Below are 22,482 nucleotides of genomic sequence, written 5' to 3'. Positions count from 1 at the left end.
CCCTATTTTCTCTGACCGTATGTTTTAAATTTTTCTGCCATTAAATCCATCTCCTCATCAGGAAGAACTACTGGCTCTCCAAAATTCTTAGCTAAACAATAAATTTTTGCACAATATTCAACTTCTTCAACAATATTAAATGCATTCAATAAATTTTGTGCACCTGCTAAAATTCCATGATTCGCTAGTAAAACTGCTCTACGACCTTCCATTGCTTTAGCTGCATTCACAGCTAATTCTTTCGTACCATATGTTGCATACTCAGCTACCCGAACATCTTTCCCTGCCACTGCAATCATATAATGACTCGCCGGAAGTGGTTCTCTGAGACAAGCTAATACTGTTGCATAAGTTGTATGAGCATGGATAATTGCATCGATATCATCACGAGTTTGATATTGAATCAAATGCATATACCACTCGCTAGATGGCAAGCGTTCTCCCTCTACAACATTTCCATTAATGTCCATCACTACAATATCGGATTCTTTGATTTCAAAGAAATCAATACCCGACGGAGTAATTGCCATTAATTGTTTTTCACGATCGAAAACACTGAGATTTCCACCTGTTCCTTTCGTCAAATCTGTTTCTACTAGCTTCTTACCATATTTAATTAATTCTTGTTTTACATCTGACATTCTTGTCCTCCTTATATCAAAACACTAAAGATTTTTCAATTCACCAATTATTCCCCCTTCTTGTACAAAACTTAAGAAGGGGGAGGGAGGCAAATTTACAAACTCTCAATCTTTTTAATTCTTTTGGGAGTAATAACTCTCTAATTGTAGGAACTCCTCAATAACATGGTGAGCTTCTTCCATCCCTTTTAATTGTCCCATAGCTATGAGCTGCACAACAATATTCCCCACAGCTGTAGCTTCAGTTGAACCTGTAAGAACCTCTTTACCAGTTCTATCAGCAATCATTTGATTAAAGTAACTGGCTCTAGCACCTCCTCCAATCACATATATCCTCTTATAAACCTTATGAGTTAGTTCCTCTAGTAACTCTATCGTTTTCTTATACGTTTCAGCTAGGCTTTCATAAACGATCTTAAATAGTTGTCCATCTGTCCACTCTCTAGTTTCATGATGATAAGCTAGATATTCTGTCAAAGTCTTGTACATATCAGATTCGGTTGCAAATTCAGGTGATTCAGTATCAATCAGAGGAAGATCTTCTTTTTCTTTCTCTATCATTGTTTTTATATCACTAAAAGAATAGGCTTTCCCTCTTCGTTCAAATGAACGTCTTAGTTCCTCTATGATCCACAACCCTGTACAATTCTTCAAAAAAGTAATCACTCCATCTTTGCCTACCTCATTTGTAAATCCATAGCTGAAAGATTCGGTATTAAGAATCGGTGAAGTAAGCTCCACTCCAACTAAAGACCAAGTACCTGATGAAATAAATAAACTAGCTTCTGTCTTAGGAACTGAGACAATCGCACTGGCTGTATCATGGCTACAAACATTCACAACAGGAATATCTCCTAAACCATACTCCTCTTTTATCCTTCCAAGGACATTCCCCTCTGAAACAATTTCAGGAAGTAAAGATGAATCCAATTCAAATAGTTTTAGAATATTCTGATTCCATTTTTGAATCCTAGGATCAAATAATTGAGTTGTTGAAGCAATGCTTTTTTCTGTAGCAAATTTACCTGTCAAGAGATAATTAAACAAATCTGGCATTAAAAGAATCTTATCAGTTTTATAAAATGAATTAGGAAATTCTTGCCGTACCTTAAAGAGTTGAAATAAGGTATTTATCTCCATAATCTGATTTCCTGTTTCTGAATATAGTTTTTCTAATTCAGTAATTTCAGATATTTCCTTTAACACTCCTTTTGTTCTTTCATCACGATAGTGAACAGGTTGTGATAATAGCTTACCTTCATTATCAATAAGCCCAAAATCAACACCCCATGTATCAATACCGACAGATAAAATCTTGTAACTAGTATTAGCCAATCGGATACTTTCAAGAATTTTAGCTAGTAGAAAGTCAACATCCCAAGATAAATGCCCTTTTACTCTAATAGGTAGATTAGAAAAACGATTTATTTCTTCCATTACTAGTTTATTTTCAGAAAGGTAACCAACGATTGCTCTTCCAGAAGTCGCACCTAAATCTATTGCTAAAACCGCTTCCATTTCTCTCCTCTCTTCGTCCTTAATTAAGTTTATTATAATCCCCACGTTTTATTTTTTCAATATGTGAACGCTTACTTGAATAAAATTCATATATTTACTCCATAAGCATAGAAATAATTCAAATTCCTCCAATTTGTGCTATAATATAGTTGAAATGATAAATTAGGAGGAGCTTATGATAAAAGATGAACGTGTACTTGAATTGATTGAAATTATCAAAAAGAAAAAAAGAATTGCCGTAAAAGAGTTGGCAGAAATCACTTTCTCCAGCACAAGTACCTTACGTCGTGATTTAATTTTCTTAGAAAATCAAGGTCTTATCAAAAGAAAGCACGGATACGTGACCTTGTCCTCCATGAATACAATTGAACTTTCCCATCAAATACGTGAAGGAGAAAGTACTAGACAAAAAAGACTCATCGCTAGTCTAGCTAAAGATTTTATTCGTTCTGGCATGTGTATCTATCTAGATTCTAGTACTACTACCTACGAACTTTGTCCCTATCTTTCTGAACTAGATAATTTGATTATTTTTACAAATGGTTTACATACTGCACAAACATTATCTGAAACAGTTAGAGATAGTTCTAAAATTTTTATCACATCTGGAGAGGTAAAGCATCAATCTTGTTCCGTCATCAACTATGATAAAGAAAATTCTTTATTAGATCATTTTAATATCGATTTGGCATTTTGCTCAGCAAGAGGTATTGATGACCAATATGTTTATGAAGCTTCTCTCAGCCAAGCTATTTCAAAAAAGAATATTATTGACAAAGCCCATGAAACCATCTTACTGATTGATAGTTCTAAATTTTACAAGACTGGATTTTTTAAAATTAATCCCCTCTCTAAATATACAACCTTTATCTCTGACACCGTGCCAGATCAAAAATTATTAGACGCAGTCGAATTATTTGATGGAGAATGGGTTTCTGATATTCAATGAAAATCAAACAGGAAGCTAGTCTCAGCTTGCTCAAAGTACAGATTTGAAAACTGATGAAGTCAGCTCGAAACACTATTTTGGGGTGGTGTATAGAACTGACGAAGTCAGTCACATATATACGGAAAGACGAAGCTGACATGGTTTGAAGAGATTTTTGAAGAGTATTCGTTCTGTCTGCTGACTTATCTACAAATACTCACCACATGATATTATTTTCTCAGCAACCCCAAAAACAGAGGCTGGACAAATACCCAATTTCAGGAGAAAATGGAGTAAATCTTCCCACAAGAAAACGCATAATATCAAATTTTTGCACACCTGATATTATGCGTTTTTCTGATTTTAAATACTTTTTACCTATCCCCTATATTTAAAGCATTAAGCAATGTTGATGATCTAAATTTGATGTGGTATAATATTTTTGTCATCGGTTACCGATTACGTTCCTATGGGTTCGTGAGAGGAGGTGAAACTAATGAGCCTTATCATAGAGCTCGCTCTTACTATTATAGCGGATGTCATAGCTGGAATTATCTTGTATTTCGTCTGCAGATGGCTAGATAGTAAGGAGTAGACCGAGTGACTAGCCTATCAACACCCGTTAAATCGCTAAGATACGTAAAAAAAGCCCTTAACTACGGCCATAGTTAGGGGCTTTGGTGTTCTAATGAACCTTATCAATTAACTATATTCTAGCATATAAGTCCTAATATTTCAAGCATTAAGTAAGGTTGATGGTCTAAATTTATTGTGGTATACTATTTTGGTCATCGGTTACCGATTACGTTCCTATGGGTTCGTGAGAGGAGGTGAAACTAATGAGCCTTATACCTGAGCTTGCTCTTACTATTATAGCGGATGTTATAGCTGGAATTATCTTGTATTTCGTCTGCAAATGGCTAGATGGTAAGAAGTAGACCGACTGACTAGCCTATCAACACCCGTTAAATCGCTAAGATACGTAAAAAAAGCCCTTAACTATGGCAGTAGTTAGGGGCTTTGGTGTTCTAATGAACCTTATACACTACCTACATTCTAGCATATAAGCTCAGATATTTCAAGAGTTTTATTTATTTTTTTAAGTTCCTTAGGTATTTGAAAGGTCTATAATGAAGTTAGCCATCTAATATCTAAAAACCGACTAGCTCTTATGAACTAGTCGATTTCTCATCAATGCGCCAACATTTCTTGGGCGATTTCTTGTCCAGATAGGTTATCTGGGTAATAGGTTGGCCAGTTATCCATTTCTTCAAAGAGGGCTTCTTGGCTTGTGCCTCCAAAGAAAATATGGAAATGTTCTGCCTTAACTGGGGCGATATTGTGGTCACTAAACTGAACATACTTGAACTGTCCAGCATCAGCATCTGTCGCTTCAAAGAGGAAACGCACACCACGATTGCCTTTCTTATAAGTCAAGATTTTCTTGCCAACATACTTGTAAGTATGTTTCTTACTTTGTCCACCTTGAACAAATTCCATAGTATTATCAGTAATGTTGATCTTAGTGACATCTGTCTGATAGCCTTTTGTATAGTAAGCCTTGTACTCAGCCTGGGTCATCTTACCAGTCAACTTAGCCTTGTAGTCAAAGACTTGATCAAACGTGCCATCTTCAAGGAAAGGATAAACTGATTGCCAGTTACCTGCATAGTCACTCAAGGTGCGGTCCTTGACAGCTGCATCCTCAAAGTAACCATTTTGAACTGTCTTGGTATCCTCTGCCTTTTCAGGTTCGATAGCTGGACCTTCTTGGTCTGTTGTTTGTTTCAAAGCTTTGAGATTTTTCTCCATGATAGAGATGTAATTTTCTCCCGCCTTGGTGTCCTCTTCTGTCAGACTTTCTAAAGGATTGAGGACATCAGTTTTGACACCTGCTTCTTTTGAAAGTGTATTAGCAAGGGCTTGTGAGGCATTTTCCTCAAAGTAGATATAGGCGATTTTATTTTTCTTGACGTACTCTGTCAATTCTGCCAAGCGAGCTGCTGATGGCTCTGCATCTGGAGAAAGGCCTGAGATTGCGACTTGTTTGAGTCCATAGTCCAAGGCAAGATAGTTAAAGGCTGCGTGTTGCGTTACAAAGCTCTTTTGTTTGGCTTGAGACAAGCCTTCTGCATAAGCCTTATCTAAGGCTTGTAATTTTTCTATATAGGCAGCAGCATTCTTCTCAAAGGTATCTTTTTTATCCGGATAATCTGCTGATAGGCTATCACGGATGTGCTCTACAAGTTTAATAGCACGAACTGGTGATAACCAAACATGGGGATCGTACTCATGGTGATGACCTTCTTCGCCATGGTCATGGTCTCCCTCTTCTTCCTCGCCACCTGGCAAGAGCAACATATCTCCTGTCGCCTTGATGGTTTTGACCTTTTTCTTATCCAAGGTATCTAGCAATTTAGGAACCCATGTTTCCATATTTTCATTTTCATAAACGAAGGTATCTGCATCTTGAATTTTGGCAACTGCCTTGGCAGACGGTTCATATTCATGGGGTTCTGTACCAGCACCGATGAGGAGTTCTACATTAGCAGTATCTCCTGCGACTTGCTTAGTAAATTCATAGACAGGGTAAAAGGTTGTCACAATATTTAGTTTACCATCTGCCTGCTTTTGATTGGAACAAGCCACTAAAAACAAGGCACATAGACTGGCTAGCAATAAGCTAATTTTTTTCACATTAGTCTCCTATTTGATAAAACGTCTTACTAAACTGATCAGTAAAAAGACAGTTACAAAAATAATAGTAATACTTGCGCTTGCAGGTGTTTCTGCATAGTAGGAAATGTAGAGTCCTGCCACCATTCCCAAAAATCCAATAGCACTGGCTAGCAGCATAACCGATTTAAAGTTTTTCCCCAGACGCAGGGCAATACTAGCTGGCAAGACCATAATGGTCGATACCAGAAGAGCTCCTGCAGCAGGAATCATAAGGGCAATGGCCACCCCTGTAACCATGTTAAAAAGAATAGACATGGTACGAACGGGCAAGCCATCCACAAAGGCCGTATCCTCATCAAAGGTCAAGATATACATAGGACGAAGGAAGAGGAAGGTCAAAATCAAAACAACCGCCGCAATGACAAAGAGGGAAATAACCTGCTCTTCGCTGATAGTCACGATTGAACCAAAAAGATACTGGTCCAAACTCATTGAGCTAGAGCTTTTACCCTTGCTCATAACAATCAGAGAAACAGCCAGTCCTGTTGACATGAGGATAGCTGTCCCGATTTCCATAAAGCTCTTATAAACCGTACGGAGATACTCCAGAAAGACCGCCGCAATCAAGACAATAGCAATAGTTGAAATAGTCGGAGAAATCCCCAGAACCAGACCAAAAGCTACACCCGACAGCGAGACGTGGCTAAGAGTATCACTCATCAAACTCTGACGGCGCAAGATAAGAAAGGTTCCTAATACTGGCGAGAAAAGACTCATGGCAATAACGGCCAGAAAGGCACGTTGCATAAAGTCATAAGATAACAAACTAAGCATGGCCCACCTCCTGGTCATTCTCATGAACGTTGAAACAACGCCATGGCGAGTCTTGGTTACGAACTAGATGGATATTGCGGTCCGCATAGTCCTTAACTTCTTCAGGGTCATGGGTAATCATCAAAACAGCCTTGCCATGATGATGGGCGCTGTGGTGCATGAGTTCGTAAAATTCATTTTTACTTCCTGCATCCATCCCCGTTGTCGGCTCATCTAGAATAAACACATCTGGATCCGAAGCAAACATGCGCGCAATCACCGCTCGCTGCTTTTGTCCTCCGGATAGAGACCCCAAGCGTTTGTCTCGGTGTTCCCACATACCAACTGAGTCCAAACTAGCCTTGATATGCTCCTCATCATGAGCATTCAAACGACGGAACCAACCTTTTCGCGGATAGCGACCCGACTTGACAAATTCATAAACTGTACTTGGAAAACCCGCATTAAAACTGGCAATCTGCTGGGGAAGATAGGCTATTCTCAATTTCTTACCCTGCGTATTTGTCTTTGAAATAGTCACCTTGCCAATGCGTGGTTGGAGGATTCCAAGACTGGCCTTGATGAGTGTCGTTTTAGCTGCCCCATTCTCCCCTGTCAAGGTAACAAATTCCCCACTATCAACACTATAATTGATATGTTCAAGAACAGGTTCCTTATCATAATAGAAGGACAAATCCTCTACCGTAATATATCTCATTATTTGATTTCTCCTACTAAAGCAGTCAAAAACCGCTGGATCACTTTTTGTTCATTTGGAGTAAACTGAGTCGCCACTTGTTCATAGGTTAAAAGCGTATGCTCATGGTGATGGTGGTGCTCCTCAGCAATTGGACGAGCCAAGTCAGTCAACTGATAAAAAATCACACGCGCATCCTTAGGATCTTTAGATGTTTCCAACATCCCTTCCTTGACCAAAGACTTGATGGCCTTGGTAACTGCTGCCTGACTGACATTGAGACGACGAGCCAACTCTGAATTTGTTAAAGATTCCTCTGACAAGAGCATGAGGATATGCTCCTGGGTATTGGTCAGGGCTACCTCGCTAGTACAATGACCTATTAGGATTTCATGCTGATTTTCCGCCTGCAAAATTACCTCATTCAAAAAGCCATCGATATCCTTCGCTAGCTGTCTCATATCTGACTCCTTTCCTTTTGGACTTCTCTTTTTTAAGAGAAAAATACTATTCTTTGACATTTTATTTACCAGTTAATTATATCACAAGCAAAAAAAGAGTCAAGAAAAAACGTGAAAACTAGTTTCATTCTTGAACTCTTCTATATTATGATCTATTGAAATTCTTTGACATCTCCATCATAAATCGCCCAATCTTTGCTGAAAAAGCGCTCATTCAGATGGTAAGTCGGAGCTGGTGTGGGATTGGATAGGAAAGGATCAACTGCCTTGTCAAAAGCCAACCACCCCAACCAACCAAGGTGAATGGTGTCCTTCATAAAGAAAGGCTCCCCGCCGTCCTTAGAAAAATCTGCTATATTGTTAAACCCTTGACTTTCTAACTGGTAGCGAATCTTCTGCACCGTTTGTTGGTACATATCCTCTCGTAAACCAGCGTAGTCCATCCATTTTTTATTAACAGGTGGAATGATAAAAATCGGGTTGACCCTAGATTTAGAAAACTGTGTTAAAACCAACTGCAAGTCATTATACTCTGGCGACTTGAGATAGGTAAAGCTTTTCTGAGAGTCCTTTAATTTCTTCAAATCCTTCTTGATCTGCGTATTATAGAAATAATTTTCCATTCCCAGATCATTATTGGAAGTATTCTTTTCAGCATCTGCTTTAACAATATCTTCTATAGCTTGATAAGAAAACTGGTCTGGCAAGGTCTTTAAATACTTAACTACATGCTTATCATAATTGACGTAGCCTCTAACTGAAAACTGACCAAAAAAGGAAGCTTGGCGTTCATTAAACCGAGCCAATAATTCAATCATTTCATTGTCTGCCGTCGACAATTCTTCTTTGCTTGCCAACTTCTGAACCAAATCCTTCATAGCTACGTTAGAAAACTGCTGTAGTAAGCGAGTCGCTGCATATTGACTAGCCTGATCTCCAGATTGATGTTCCAGAAAACTGGTCAACTGGTCTCCATTAAAATACTGCTGAAAGGCTGCTGGCTCATAGCCATTTTTACTGAACCACTGAGGTGAGATAACATACACAACTTGTTTATTCTCCAGCTGTGGCAGCATCTGTTGCATCCCAAAATACTGATTGAGCGAGGCAGCTCCCCTCTGTCCTAAAAGATAAGGACGGTAGGAGCGATTGTATTTCTCAGCTAATACCGCAGGATGAGCACCGTCAAAACGAAGCCATTCACTAGAGCCAAAGAAGGGAACAAAACGCATATTTGGATCAGATAGTGCTCTGACTTTTTGACTTCGCTCCTTAAAACTATCGATAGTAGTAGCCACCGCTGAACGCTTTTCAGCTCCTAGATTATGATGCATCTCAGTAGGATAAAAGAAAATGAGCAGAAAAACCAACAAACCAGCTATCAAGACCGGTCCGAAGATCATCCATAAGCGTTTAAGCATTTTGTAGCTCCACAATACCAGCTATGATTTTATTAGCTGTATTCCAGTCGTCGCGACCAAACTCTGTCACAGGGACACGAATATCAAAACGGTTTTCAATCTCCACAATCAACTCAACCGTTCCCATACTATCCAAGACACCTGCATCAAAAAGATCTTCATCCATCATGTCAGAAACATCTTCCATAAACAACTCATCAATAATTTCGATAACTTCTGATTTGATATCCATATTTTATTTCCTTTTATTTTTTAAACCATAAATCATTCAAAAATCCAGAAAAGATTAAGAATGACAGCATGACGACATGGAAGGTGATAACCATGCCAAGCAACTGAATCCAGCGATTCTCAGGTAGAGCAGCTTTCCCTGCTTTTTTCCGTTCCTTATTGAGCGTTTTTTTCTTACGAATCCAGGCATCATTGATCACCAATCCCAGTCCATGAAAGAGTCCATAGGCGATATAGTACCAAGTCACTCCATGCCAAAATCCCATAATCAGCATATTTACAATATAAGCCACGCTTGAGGTTACATTGCGATTCTTAAAGACCTTCTTTCTAGTCAACACCATGACCATTCGCATAAAGACAAAGTCACGGAACCAGAAAGAGAGACTCATATGCCAGCGATTCCAAAATTCCTTTAAATCCCTTGATAAAAAGGGCTTATTAAAGTTGATAGGGCTACGAATTCCCATCAAATTTGAAATGGCCAAGGCAAACATAGAGTAACCTGCAAAGTCAAAGAAGAGCTCCAGACCAAAGGTATACATAACTGCCAAGGCATAGAGGTTAAAGAAGCCACCTGATTGCAGGGCTAGATTCTTCAGAGGAGGCAACAAAGTCTCTCCTAAAATATGAGCTAGGATAAACTTGTACAAAAATCCCCACATGATATAGCGAACAGATTCATCCAGCATATCCATCAACTCATCCCGCTCAGGAATGGTCTGATAATTTTCATTAAATCGCTTAAAGCGATCGATTGGACCACTCGAGAAAGTTGGCATGAAGAGAAGGAAACGAAGGAATTCCCAGAGGGTAAAATTCTTAATCACTCCATCTCTCAGCTCGATGATAATCCCAACCGAACGAAAGGTCAGGTAAGAAATTCCCAAGAACCCAAGCAAAGACTGCGTTCCATTGATAGCTGGCTGCACCTTAACAAAGATAATCGGAAGGAGGGATAGAAAGCTAACTAGGTAGAAGACCCACTTGCCATCCTTGCTTTTTCGATAATGCTTGTAGAAAAGCAGGAGCAATATCTCCCAGCAAAGGTAAATACCCAAGGCAGCTAGTTGATTGGTCTTCCCACCTACCAACATGGTGACGATAAAGAAGAGGCTAACCAGCACTTCATACCAGGCAAAGCGTTTCTTGAAAAAGAGGCCGATAAAGATGGGCAAGGTTGCAGCAATCACATAGACAAAATACTGAGGATTGCCGTATGGCTCTATATGAGGAAGCTGTTGAAAGAACTCCATCATCTCTTATTCACCTCGTTAATCAATCCTTTGATGTCAATTTTCCCATTTGGAGTCAATGGCAAACTGTCTCGGTAAAGGAATTTAGACGGCATCATATAGGACATCATGATGTCTGTCAAATCTTCCTTGATGGCCTTGGTAATATCGATATCACGCTCAAACTGTTCACGCACACCATCTTTTAAGATGACATAGGCCAACAAATTTTGTACCTTGTGGTCCTTGTTATAGCGCGGAACAGCAACAGCAGACTCAATAAAGCGAGACTTATTAAGGTTTTGAGAGACATCTTCTAACTCAATGCGGTAACCGTTGAACTTAATTTGGAAGTCCATGCGTCCGCCGTAGAGAAGCAAGCCCTCATCTGTCATAGTTCCCACATCGCCTGTGTGATAGGCTGGCAGACCTTCAAATTCAAAGAAGGCTTCCGCTGTTTTTTCAGGATTGTTCATATATCCTTTTGAAACAGCTGGTCCAGAAACAATGATTTCTCCCTGTTCGCCATTTGGCAATTTATTGCCTTCCTCGTCAATGATAAAGGTTGGAGAATCAGCCTTGGTATAGCCGATTGGTAGGCGTTTGAGAGTCGCTAGCATCTCATCTGTCACGGCAACTGCTGACAGGGCCACTGTCGCTTCTGTTGGGCCGTAAGCATTGATAATACGGGCATTTGGGAAACGCTCGCGCAGTTTTTGAGCCGTTTTAACCGTCAATTCTTCGCCATCAAAGTAGAAATGCGTGATGCCAGGCATTTTCTCGCTATTAAAGTCTTCTGACAACATGGCCATATCTGCAAAAGAAGGGGTTGATGTCCAGATAGCGATTGGCAATGAAAAGATGGTCGCAAAAAGTTGCTTAAAGTCCTGAGTAATGGCTGAAGGAAGAGCAAAAAGCGTACCACCTAATGCCAAGGTCGGAGCCCAGTACATGACAGACAAGTCAAAAGAATAAGGTGGTTGAGCCAGCATTTGCGGACGACTTGGCGTCGCAAATTCCTTGTCCGTAATCATCCAGTTGGTAAAGCTGAGGAGGTTATCATGTGAAATCTGCACTCCCTTAGGCTTACCAGTCGTACCAGAAGTAAAGATAATGTAGTAGTTATCATCGCCCTTGACTGGATGCGTGATCTCATAGCTAGTCCCTTGAGCAAAGGCTTCTTGAACCTGAGCTAAAGTCATCATTGGCGTAGAAATCTGCTCCAATGGAAAATCTGAGATGGCAATAATCAAGCTTGGCTCTGCTACTTCTAAAATAGCCGAAACTCTCTCCAAGGCCGAATGGCTATCAATCGGAATGTAGGCATGACCTGACTTAGTCAGTGCTACAAATGTTGCCAACATTTCATATTCTTGGCCACCAAAAACGACCACAGGAGACTTCTCAGGCAAGCCTAGTTGGTCAATGGCTGCAGCCAAACTATCCGAATCAGCCTTTAAATCTCCATAAGTGTGTTCCTGCCCCAAAACATTGTAAACAGGATAGCTAGGCTGTGTCTGAGCAAAATGCTCTATGGTTTCAATCATATCTACTATTGGTTTATTTGACACAATAGGGATTCTCCTTCAAGTTAAAATTCATTATAGATAAAGCTTCCTTGACCCTGACCAAGATAGCTAAAGAAGTAAAGCAGCCCTAGAAAGATAAGAAAATACAAGGCTGTCCGACCAAGAAAGAGGTACAATTCTTTTCTCTGTTTCATCAAGAAAAACCATTCATTTCTGTAATTTTTACTAAATAAGATGAACTCTTACTATAGTATTTTTCTACCATTGTACCATTTTTTAGGGTAATTTTTCAATTGTTTGCCGTAGATTTTCAGTAGATTTCAGTTTATTTTAAGGATTATGCGGTTTTTCTATGTATATTTCAAATAGAGTGATCCTGCTTCAAAACTCCATTTCAGTAGAAAATGAAGGGAATCTTTCCATAATAAAACGCACAATATCAAGTTTTTCATCAACACCTGATACTATGCGCTTTTCTGATTTTTAAAGACTTTTTAACCAGTCTCTCATTTAAAATAATCTCGTCTGATATAAATTAAAATAGCTTCTATCATCAGACAGATGGCTGATAGCCAAAAACTGATGCTAATACCAAAACTCTCAGTAATATAGCTCATTAGCAAAACAAATACTGAAAATGCTAATGTCGAAATCACTTCAAGAACAGAATAGACATTAACCAAATGATTTTCCTCTACTGTTTCCTGAAGAAATACACTTTCAGGAACTTCTTTTAGCTGTGATAACATACCAACTAGAGCTGAAAATACTAAAAACATCTGTGCATTTGGAAAATATAGAATAGTCAGTGTCACTATTGCCATGGCTACAAGAGGAAAAAGAATACTTTCCCATTTAGCAGCAAGAAACTTTTCAGATAGCCTAAAAGCAATTAAGCCACTAATTATAATCCCGATAGAGTATGCTGTATTAGAATATCCCCAGTAACTTTCCGTTTCATTTAATAGCTCAGTTACAAAGACAAGTATGATAGAAGAAACCCAAATCGTATTTGAAAAAATTTCCAATAAATTTGCTGATACAAAAAGTCTTAATCTAGGATCTCTAGCAACTAACTTCCAACCTTTGAGCAAAATTTCAAGATTAGTTTCTGACTCTAACACCTCCACTTCAGCATTAGGAAGAAATAACATCAGAAAGCTAGAAATTATATACAAGATTAAAATGATAAACGTGGTAGGTAAAAGACCAATTGTTGCAAATAAGAGTCCACCTAATCCCCAACCCACCAATTGAACAGCTTCACCACTCATTGATAAAGCTGAATTAGCCTTACCCAAATCGGTCGCATAGCGTGGCACAATAGCATAGGAAACGGGTGCTGCAAAACCATCTAATATGGAAATTACAACAACAAATAGATAGATCACCAAAGGCGCTACGGATTGCATTACGGTGAACATTCCTACCAGTATCGTTAATAATATAGTCTTTCCAAATTGGGATAAAGATAAAACCCTATTTAGCGCTATCCTTTTAGTAACTAAAGGAACTAAAAGACTCGCAACAAAAGAGGATATCCCTATTAAAATGGGAACTAGTGACGTGGCAATTACTGATTTTGAAATAATGTATATGTTAGCAATGATTGTTACTCTAAAGAAAATATCTGCTAAATTTGCAAACAATTGAGAGACTAACAACTTGATAAATGAATTAGACATATAGCGCTCCTATAACATAAAAATATTTAACTGATAAATGGTATAGTAGACTTTGTTTGATAACTATTTGACACAAGATTAGGTGGTCAGAAATTGAATTTTTAACATTCCAACTTAGCCATAGTTTTTAGTTCTCACATCTTTAAATCAGCTAAAAAAATCCATAATATGGCATATATATTATAGCTTGCAAGATGCCGAACAAGTCTATTTATTTTATTCTATATTTTCCCAAATCAATTACTTGATTATAAACCGTTTCTGAATCAATATGATGAGCAACTTCAATCAAAATGATAGGCAACTGCAAAAGTAACTGGCGCACTTGATATGCATTGTCCTTGTCTAAGGATGATGTAACCTCATCCGCCAACACAATGTCTTTTTGTCGAAGCAGACAGCGAACTAATTCAAGTCGTAAACGTTGTCCACCTGAAATGTTTTCTCCATTATTTACCAGTTGATAATCCAAGATATTGGTGATTTCATTCGTTAAACCAACTTGTTCTAGGCAACAGAGTAATTCTTTATCTGAAATCTCCTGTCCTAATGTTAAATTTTCTCGGATTGTCCCATGTCTGAAAAATGGATTCTGAGAGATATAAGCGATATTCCCTTGATAATGAGTAAATTCTCGACCTGATTTATCACGTACGATAATTCTACCACTATTCGGACTTATCTTTCCTGCTACCAATTGTAGGAGAGTTGACTTTCCGGTACCACTAGCTCCCTTTATTAAAACTTTACTTGGCTTAGTTAGTCTAAGTGACAAATCATAAAAGAGCACTTGCTCTCCAACCTGTTTTGAAACGCCCTCCAAAACTAGCTCAGCTAAAGATTCGACTGTCGGATATGATGTTTCTAAACAAGATTCTTCCAATAATGAAAATATTTTTTCTTTCACTGTTTGCGATCGCTGTATATCAGATATGCTATACATAATTCTTTGAATAGGTCCGCTAAGATTCATTGTAGCTATATACATAGAGACCAAACTAGCTGTTGTTAACTCTATACCACTCTTTTGTAATAAAAGACCAAGTGCAAGAGGTAGTACCTGACTAAGGAATTCTAAAGGACCATTGAAAAAATAAACGACATTGCTAGTCCATTCATTTTTCCAACGAGCATTTTCGTAACACTCGTTGTTTTTTCTCATCTTAGCAAAGTTTTCTTTACTAGCGCCATAAAAATAGATCGTATCTGCTCCCTTAAAAAAATCTCCTACAGATAGATGAAAAGCTTTTTGCATTTCCGAAAAATTTGCACCACTTTTCATTAAACGATTATTCATTACCCATTGAGGTAATGGTCGAAGAAAAGAGAACACAATAAAAACAATACCAAGCCAAAAATTTTGCACCAAAATAAAAACAATCGTTGTACAAAGTATAAAAACTCTTCCAACTATCATATCCAGGGGTAAAAAGAAGCGATTATAGAGCAGTTCCATATCTTGTGTAACAATTGAAACTTTTTCATCATATACAACATTTTCTTTCAAAAATAGTTTCTTAATAAGCTGATCTTTTAAACGAATTTGCAGATGACGCTGCAGATTATTACTGACAAAATTTGCTAGCAACATCGTGCTATAAAAAAACAGGTGTAAACACAGGCCATATAAAACAAAGTATGCAATTGTATCAATTGTAAGTTGCTCTTCACGAATATTCAATAGCTTATCCAATAACAATGGCTTTATTAGAGCCATCCCACTATTCAAAAGCACTCCTATTAAAAAATAGATAAAAATATTAGTTTTAATGTATTTTAGAAATTTCATAAATAAGCCTATCTAAAAAAAAAGCAAATAGATATAAAAGCCTCAGTCTAAAAGTTATAAACAAATTAACTCCAACTGAGACTATACAATAATTTAATTAACCTATATATGATGCTGTTTATTAAGAATGATTATTTTTACTACTGAAAAATAATTCTCCTGTTTCACTTTTCTTTCTTAAAATATATGGAGATAGAACTTGCATATTAAATACCTCAAAATTGACAACTTCGAAAAATCCTATCGCTCAAATACAATGAACTGATAAAACAACCGTAATTGAAATTTCTAAAGACAATTCTACCAAAATATTATTTCGAGATACTTCCTTTCCCATATCTGCACACTACCCTTTATCTGCTAAAATTTTTTCTAAGTGCCTTTCATAATTCTTTGCCAAATGGTTACTTCCCGCTAATTTCATTGCTCCAATACACTTCCTCATTTCAATAATTGCTTTACAATCCATTTCTTTTTTGTATCGATACAGATGTTGTGCATACTGAAACACCAACCGTTCATAAATTTCTATCTCGGTGAAAAAGCATTGGTTTAGTCGTTTTTCAAAATACAAAGCATCAAGAAATTTTCCTCTTTCAATACATGTGATATATCCGTTCAATAGCATAGATGAAATCAGTCGTCTATTATTAGGAATTTCTTTATAAAAATCAGAACGTCTAGACATCTCTCTAGCCAAAACCATAAAGACATCGTGTTTTAGGACATCTAAAGTATTTGAAAAAATCAATAATTCATAGTATCCCCAATATTCAACACTAAAGAGATAGTCAGTGAGATAAGATAAATCATCACCAGAATAATAAGCTTCTCCCGATAAATCTTGTAAACGAATTTTTAATAAAATAATGTTAAGCTTATGAAATTTCTCTTGTTTAGAATCTGACTCCATCTGAGAATAAAGTAGTTTTTTCAACCCATCCACATCATGATTTGATACAAAATGCCTAACCTTTGATAAGAGTTCGTTCAGTTCATCACGATGAAAATCATGAACAGCATACATAAATTCATCAATAGGCATGTTAATTTCATCCAAAATAGCCATAAATTTTGAAATGGTTAAATCAGTCTCTCCCTTTTCAAAACGTGAGAGCTGTGATGTTGATATACCAGCTTTTTCGACATCTTTCAAGCGAAAACCTCTAGATTCTCGAAACTTTTTAAAAATTTCTCCAAATTTTTTCATAATATCTCTCCAACAAGCATATATGGGAACAGTTTTTGATTTTTAATATTTTAGCATAAAATAGAAGAAAATAAAAGTGAGGTATTTCACATGAAAAAGCCTGAGATACTCATCTCAAGCTCTATCAACATAATTGTTTTCTAGATTAGAAAAGTGAGAATACAAGCACGGCCAAGGCTGCTCCGATAACAGGTCCCACAACAGGAATCCAGGCATAAGACCAGTCTCCGTCTCCCTTGTTTGAAATTGGCAAGATACTATGCATGATACGAGGTCCAAGGTCACGAGCTGGGTTCAGGGCATAGCCTGTTGTCCCACCTAGTGATAGACCGATACCGACAATCAAAGTCCCCACTGCGAAGGTTCCGATTCCTGCTTGAAGGTCATAAAGTCCCAAAGCAAAGATTGTTAATACCAATACAAAAGTTCCTAGGATTTCACTAATCAAGTTTGATACAGTATCTTTGATAGCTGGTCCTGTGCTGAAGGTTGCCAGGATATTGCCTGCATTTTCTTCTGCCTCATAATGCGGTTTGAATTGCAACCAAACCAAAATCTGACCCAGCATAGCCCCTGCGAACTGAGCTAGGATATAAGGGAAAACGGAAGCCCAAGGCAAACCACCTTTCAAGGCCACACCAATGGTCACAGCTGGGTTTAAATGAGCTGGACTGAGCTTGCCAGATACAAATACTGCAACCGCAACTGCAATCCCCCAACCCATAGTAATCACAATCCAACCTGAACTGTTGCTCTTGGTTTTTGGAAGAACCACACCTGCAACAACACCATTTCCTAGAAGAATCAGGATTAAAGTCCCCAAAAATTCTCCAAATAATTCATTCATCATCTTTCTGTCTCCATTAAAAAGGAGGAGAGGGTAGACTAGGAGTCCTGCCCTCCACCTCTTTTATTTTTTCTTAATTTTTTAATTCTGCTAAATCGTTGTTAGCGAGAGCTGCTTCGACATCTGCTCGGTAGCCTGCTTTTTCTTCTTCTGACCAGTCATAGAATCGTCCCATTTCATCCAAAACTGGCTCAACGATGCTATCCAAACTATCACGCATAAAGAGCATGTGGTTGGTACGGCGAAGGAGGAAGTCAACCGGGCTAAGAGCCAACTCATTGCGCATTGCATAGTGAAGGGACAAGGTATCTGCCAAGCTGAGTCCTGGTGCTTGTTCCAAGCTGTGAGCAAGGGCAAAGACCTTCGGTACATTTGAACCGTAAAGATTTGCTAGGTAATGAGCTTCCTTGCTATCCAAGCCACGTGATACTCCAAGTTGCGCAAAGGCTTCGATTTCCGAGTCCACATTTGCTGGGTTCAATTCCCCACCTGAAACAGGGTAAGTCTTAGAATTGATGAGTTTAAAGCTGCGGTCAAATTCTGCTTTGAGGATGTCAACCACGCGCTCCATAGCTCCTTCAGCCATCTTACGGTAGTCTGTGATTTTACCACCAGCAAGAGTCAAGAGACCATTGTCATCACGGTCCAAGCTCGAACCACGTGAAACTGCAGATGGGTCCAAATGTTTCTCAGAGGTACTGCTTTCAAGCTTGCTAACAGCAGCCTCTACATCTTCACGAGTTTTTTCTTTAGAGAGATAAGATTCAACAGTCGCAATCAAGTTGTTAAAGCTTTCATCACTGATGGTTCCGTTATTTCCTCCATTGTAGTCAGAAGCGCTATTGCCTGCGATCAATGGACGAAGACCTGCCCAGCTGCTTTCGATATCATCAATGGTAATGTTAGCTTCTGGGAAGCGGTTGTTGACAATGCCAAGTAGATAATCTACATCTTCCTGCGTCACTTTTGGATATTCCAAATCACCTGTGTAGTCTGTATCAGTTGTACCAAAGTAAGTCTTGTTTTCACGTGGGAGAACAAAGACCATACGGCCATCACCCAAACCTGTGTCAAAGTAAACTGGCTGTGAAACCTTGATCTTGCTTGAATCCACTACCAAGTGAACTCCCTTAGTTGGACGCATTTGTGAGAATTGTGTTCCCTTATTAGACAAATTGCGTACCTTGTCGCTCCAAGGACCTGTCGTGTTGATAACCAGACGAGCCTTGATTTCAAAGACTTGGTCTGTCAACAAATCACGAGCTACGACACCTGTAATCTTGCCACTTTCGTCAAAGAGGAAGCCTTCTGCCTTCACGTGGTTAGCAATGAGGGCACCGTCTTGGTTGGCACGTTTGATATTTTCAATCACGAGACGCGCATCGTTGTTACGGAAGTCAAGGTAAACCCCACCTCCTACCAAACCTTCTTTCTTCAAGTTTGGCTGGCGTTCCAAGACTTCTTCCTTGCTCAAGACCTTATTAGCAGCTGGCGTGTTATTAACTCCTGCCAAAAGATCGTACAAGTCCATAGCTACTTTAAGACGGAAGAGGCTAAAGGTCGCTCCATCTTCATCGTAAACTGGCAAGAGCATTGGGTCTGGTTTTGGAATGTGTGGAGCGATTTGTTGAACTACTGCACGTTCTGAAACTGTATCTGAGACCACTTCTACGTCGAATTGTTTGAGGTAACGAAGACCGCCGTGAACCAATTTTGTTGAACGGCTGGATGTTCCTTCTGCGAAGTCCTGCATTTCAATCAAACCAGTATCTAGACCACTAGCTGCCGCCTGCAAGGCTACACCAGCCCCTGTGATTCCTCCACCGATAATCAAGAGGTCTAGGGTACGTTCTTGCATTTTTTTAATTGATAATTCACGTGTTTTCTTTGAAAATTCCATATTTACACACTTTCTAATTAAGTCGCTTTATTCTTCCAGTATTAATCGTCGATTTCCGCAAAGACTTGGGTTGCTTTCACAGCCTTCTTCCAGCCCTTGTATAGTTGTTCCTTGCGAGATTCGTTCATCGATGGCTCAAAGAGTTCTCCTGTCTCGTTCAAGAGTTTCAACTCATCCAAGTCCTTCCAATAGCCTACTGACAAACCTGCTAGGAAGGCTGCACCTAGGGCTGTTGTTTCCAAGTTTTTGGCGCGTGCGATATCGATTCCCAAAATATCAGCTTGGAACTGCATGAGGAAATTGTTCATAGCTGCACCACCGTCCACTTTCAAGACTTGGATAGCTGTCTGAGCATCCACTTGCATCGTATCGATGATATCACGGACTTGATAAGCGATAGATTGAAGAGTTGCCTTGATAAAGTCTTCTTTAGTTGTTCCACGAGTCAAACCAAAGACAGAACCGCGAGCATTTTGGTTCCAGTATGGAGCACCTAGACCTGTAAAGGCAGGAACGACATAAACTTCATCATTGTTGTGAGAATCACGAGCGTATTTTTCAGATTCTGGTGAATTTTCAACCATGCGAAGACCGTCACGAAGCCACTGAATAGCACTTCCTGCGATGAAGATTGAACCTTCCAAGGCATAGTAAACCTTACCATTGATTCCGTAACCAATCGTTGTCAAAAGGTTGTTTTCAGACAACTGCATCTCTTCCCCAGTATTCATGATGATGAAAGAACCTGTTCCATAAGTATTTTTAACCATACCAGGTTCAAAGGCCAACTGTCCAAAGAGGGCTGCCTGTTGGTCACCAGCCATACCTGAGATTGGCACTTCTCCACCATAGAAATGGAATGGCGCTGTCTTACCGTAGATTTCAGAGTTAGAACGAACTTCCGGAAGCATAGCCTTAGGAATGTTGAGGATTTCCAAAATCTCATCATCCCATTTGAGTTCTTTAATGTTATAAAGCATGGTACGAGCTGCGTTTGAGTAGTCCGTCACGTGAGCCGCACCGTCAGTCAATTTCCAAACCAACCAAGTATCGATAGTACCAAAAAGCAATTCTCCTTTTTCTGCTCGCTCTTGAGCGCCTTCTACATGGTCCAAAATCCAACGAACCTTGGTAGCAGAAAAGTAAGCATCGATGATCAAACCAGTTTTTTCATGGAATTTTTCTACATAACCTTGGCTTTTTAGTTGCTCAGCCAAAGGTGCTGTCTGGCGTGACTGCCAAACGATAGCATTGTAGATAGGAAGCCCTGTTTTCTTATCCCAGACAACAGTTGTTTCACGCTGGTTAGTAATCCCGATTGCTTCGATTTGATTTGGCTTGACACCACTTTCGATGAAAGCACCCGCAATAACTGACTGAACCGAGTTCCAAATTTCATTGGCATTGTGCTCTACCCAACCTGCCTGAGGGAAAATCTGGGTAAACTCTTTTTGACTCGAGCTGACCTTTTCTCCTTTTTTGTTGAAAATAATGGCACGAGAACTTGTAGTTCCCTGGTCAATGGCCATGATGTATTTTTCTTGTGACATGTGCTGTCCTCCTGATAAAGATCTTGAGGATGTTTCCTCTTTACACTAACTAGTATACAAAATAAAGCGCTTTCTTGTTCATCAACTTTTTTTAATTTTTTAAAAAATGTGAGTAGATTGTGTGAATTTCACAAAAAAGATGAATGATTTACAATAGAGAAGAACTTTTCTTGGTACAACAAAATAAAAAACGCATAATATTAGGGAACAAAATCCTTGATATTATGCATCTCATTATGAAAATGGAGAAGACAGACAAAGGCTGTCCTCTCCAAATATCAGTTTTTTATCAACCCACTATAGTTGATAAAAATTTATAGAAATTAGTTTTTGCGTTTAGCAAATGGAAGGGCACCAAGGAGTAATCCTAGGAATCCTAATGATGCAATTGCAACATTATCTTTTCCACCAGTATTTGGAAGTTCTTTCTTATCATCTGCTTTTGCAGCTGGAGCTTGATAAGTGTTATCTTGGCTAGTACCTGCTACTGCTGGAGCTGCCGTTGCTGGGGCTTCAGCTGCTGGTGTAGCTGGAGTTGCCGCTGGTGTTTCTGCTGGTGCTGGTGTGCCAGGTGTTGGAGTTGGAGCTGGTGTTTGTGTTGGTTTGTTAATAATATAACGGTCACCAGGGTAATCTCCACCATTTCTACCTGACTGTTGTTCTATTTGAGGTCCCTTATTATAATTTCCATCTACTTTTCTGTAGTAGTTAGTAATAATACCATCTTCATCAATAAATTTCACAAAAGTATAACCTGCAATTGGTTTACCTTTGAAATGACCTTCTTCAGCATTCAAAATATCAGCATTAGTATCAATATCGACATAGCGTGTAACTTTTAGAACTTTTTTATCTTCTTTTTGATCTAAAACTTCAGATTCGTTGCCTGCTAAGATTTTTAAAGCTTCTTCTAAATCAGCTAAACGGTTTTTTAAACCTTCTTTATAGTAATCTTCAACGCCTTCATTTTCTTCAGCGTCTTTGATTTCCTCTTTAACTTTATCGATTTCGTCTAAGATTTTATTTTCTTCTGTTGGTTCTAATCTCTTAAGTTTTCCGTCTAGTTCATCTTCAGCTTTTTCTAATTCAGCTTTCTTAGCTTCTAATTTTTCTTTAGCTGCAGTAACATAGTCAACTGCATCTGGATTATTTTCATTGTCAGCTACTTCTTTTTCTAAGTCAGCTACTTCTTTTTCTAAATCAGCTACTTTATTTTGAAGATCTTCAACCTTAGCATCTTCAGCTGGTTTACTTGGTGCTGGTGTTTCTTCAGCTGGGTTTGCAGGTTCAGCTGGTTGAGCTGGGTTTGCAGGTTCAGCTGGTTGAGCTGGGTTTGCAGGTTCAGCTG

At 38.8% G+C, this 22,482-nt stretch carries 19 protein-coding genes; 1 reads left to right on the top strand and 18 read right to left on the bottom strand.

Translation table 11 applies throughout. The annotated features are described in order from the left end of the window. Positions 1 to 2: 2 nt before the first annotated feature. Together N8M20_RS06415 and N8M20_RS06410 are read right to left on the bottom strand one after the other, a co-directional pair. Entirely contained in the window at positions 3 to 641 is a 639-nt protein-coding gene (locus N8M20_RS06415; RefSeq protein WP_001286139.1) for an L-fuculose-phosphate aldolase, read from the bottom strand. 114 nt (positions 642 to 755) lie between these two features. Then, on the bottom strand, positions 756 to 2,159 hold the full coding sequence (locus tag N8M20_RS06410; protein ID WP_261079475.1) for a rhamnulokinase: 1,404 nt from the start codon (positions 2,157 to 2,159) through the stop codon (positions 756 to 758). 175 nt (positions 2,160 to 2,334) lie between these two features. Here N8M20_RS06410 and N8M20_RS06405 point away from each other — a divergent pair, with 175 nt between their 5' ends. Then, positions 2,335 to 3,108, top strand: coding sequence for a DeoR/GlpR family DNA-binding transcription regulator (locus tag N8M20_RS06405; RefSeq protein ID WP_261079474.1), 774 nt, complete (start codon positions 2,335 to 2,337; stop codon positions 3,106 to 3,108). A gap of 1,170 nt (positions 3,109 to 4,278) precedes the next feature. Here the strand turns inward: N8M20_RS06405 and adcA are convergent. From adcA to N8M20_RS06325, 16 genes are all read right to left on the bottom strand, one after another. Continuing rightward, positions 4,279 to 5,784, bottom strand: coding sequence for a zinc ABC transporter substrate-binding lipoprotein AdcA (gene adcA, locus N8M20_RS06400; protein ID WP_261079473.1), 1,506 nt, complete (start codon positions 5,782 to 5,784; stop codon positions 4,279 to 4,281). Between the two features lie 9 nt (positions 5,785 to 5,793). After that, entirely contained in the window at positions 5,794 to 6,600 is an 807-nt protein-coding gene (locus tag N8M20_RS06395; protein ID WP_000950030.1) for a metal ABC transporter permease, read from the bottom strand. Beyond that, on the bottom strand, positions 6,593 to 7,297 hold the full coding sequence (locus tag N8M20_RS06390) for a metal ABC transporter ATP-binding protein (RefSeq protein ID WP_001269496.1): 705 nt from the start codon (positions 7,295 to 7,297) through the stop codon (positions 6,593 to 6,595). The genes N8M20_RS06395 and N8M20_RS06390 overlap by 8 nt, the downstream gene beginning before the upstream one ends. Then, positions 7,297 to 7,737 (bottom strand): zinc-dependent transcriptional regulator AdcR, encoded by a 441-nt coding sequence (gene adcR, locus N8M20_RS06385; protein WP_001249314.1) that lies wholly within the window; start codon positions 7,735 to 7,737, stop codon positions 7,297 to 7,299. Before adcR ends, N8M20_RS06390 begins: the two co-directional genes overlap by 1 nt. A 152-nt stretch (positions 7,738 to 7,889) precedes the next feature. Further along, the gene (dltD, locus tag N8M20_RS06380; protein WP_261079472.1) at positions 7,890 to 9,158 is read right to left on the bottom strand and encodes a D-alanyl-lipoteichoic acid biosynthesis protein DltD; all 1,269 of its coding nucleotides are present in this window, start codon (positions 9,156 to 9,158) and stop codon (positions 7,890 to 7,892) included. Further along, positions 9,151 to 9,390 carry a D-alanine--poly(phosphoribitol) ligase subunit DltC gene (gene dltC, locus N8M20_RS06375; RefSeq protein ID WP_000351967.1) on the bottom strand — a complete coding sequence of 80 codons (240 nt, stop codon included), beginning with the start codon at positions 9,388 to 9,390 and terminating at the stop codon, positions 9,151 to 9,153. The genes dltD and dltC overlap by 8 nt, the downstream gene beginning before the upstream one ends. Before the next feature lie 13 nt (positions 9,391 to 9,403). Continuing rightward, a complete protein-coding gene (dltB, locus tag N8M20_RS06370; protein ID WP_261079471.1) occupies positions 9,404 to 10,648 on the bottom strand; it encodes a D-alanyl-lipoteichoic acid biosynthesis protein DltB in 1,245 nt (414 codons plus the stop codon). Then, a complete protein-coding gene (dltA, locus tag N8M20_RS06365) occupies positions 10,645 to 12,195 on the bottom strand; it encodes a D-alanine--poly(phosphoribitol) ligase subunit DltA (RefSeq protein ID WP_261079470.1) in 1,551 nt (516 codons plus the stop codon). The genes dltB and dltA overlap by 4 nt, the downstream gene beginning before the upstream one ends. Positions 12,196 to 12,215: 20 nt before the next feature. Then, positions 12,216 to 12,347 (bottom strand): teichoic acid D-Ala incorporation-associated protein DltX, encoded by a 132-nt coding sequence (locus N8M20_RS06360; RefSeq protein ID WP_000813667.1) that lies wholly within the window; start codon positions 12,345 to 12,347, stop codon positions 12,216 to 12,218. A gap of 312 nt (positions 12,348 to 12,659) precedes the next feature. Next, entirely contained in the window at positions 12,660 to 13,838 is a 1,179-nt protein-coding gene (locus N8M20_RS06355) for a ryptide export MFS transporter (RefSeq protein ID WP_261079469.1), read from the bottom strand. Positions 13,839 to 14,049: 211 nt separating this feature from the next. After that, on the bottom strand, positions 14,050 to 15,627 hold the full coding sequence (locus N8M20_RS06350; RefSeq protein ID WP_261079468.1) for an ATP-binding cassette domain-containing protein: 1,578 nt from the start codon (positions 15,625 to 15,627) through the stop codon (positions 14,050 to 14,052). A gap of 346 nt (positions 15,628 to 15,973) precedes the next feature. Then, positions 15,974 to 16,837 carry a helix-turn-helix domain-containing protein gene (locus N8M20_RS06345; RefSeq protein ID WP_261070754.1) on the bottom strand — a complete coding sequence of 288 codons (864 nt, stop codon included), beginning with the start codon at positions 16,835 to 16,837 and terminating at the stop codon, positions 15,974 to 15,976. Positions 16,838 to 16,982: 145 nt separating this feature from the next. Next, the gene (locus N8M20_RS06340; RefSeq protein WP_000980824.1) at positions 16,983 to 17,687 is read right to left on the bottom strand and encodes an MIP/aquaporin family protein; all 705 of its coding nucleotides are present in this window, start codon (positions 17,685 to 17,687) and stop codon (positions 16,983 to 16,985) included. A 70-nt stretch (positions 17,688 to 17,757) separates the two neighbouring features. Beyond that, positions 17,758 to 19,584 (bottom strand): type 1 glycerol-3-phosphate oxidase, encoded by a 1,827-nt coding sequence (glpO, locus tag N8M20_RS06335; protein WP_261079467.1) that lies wholly within the window; start codon positions 19,582 to 19,584, stop codon positions 17,758 to 17,760. Between the two features lie 41 nt (positions 19,585 to 19,625). Then, entirely contained in the window at positions 19,626 to 21,134 is a 1,509-nt protein-coding gene (gene glpK, locus N8M20_RS06330; RefSeq protein ID WP_000076785.1) for a glycerol kinase GlpK, read from the bottom strand. A gap of 323 nt (positions 21,135 to 21,457) precedes the next feature. Continuing rightward, positions 21,458 to 22,482, bottom strand: a 1,025-nt coding sequence (locus tag N8M20_RS06325) for an LPXTG cell wall anchor domain-containing protein (RefSeq protein WP_261079466.1), incomplete at its 5' end; no start/stop codon positions are given.

This window comes from Streptococcus mitis (genome assembly GCF_946190275.1).
In the GTDB taxonomy this organism is placed as follows: Bacteria; Bacillota; Bacilli; order Lactobacillales; family Streptococcaceae; genus Streptococcus; species Streptococcus mitis_DC.
The sequence above is the reverse complement of the archived record's forward strand: the minus strand, read 5'-3'. Positions and strand labels throughout refer to the sequence as shown.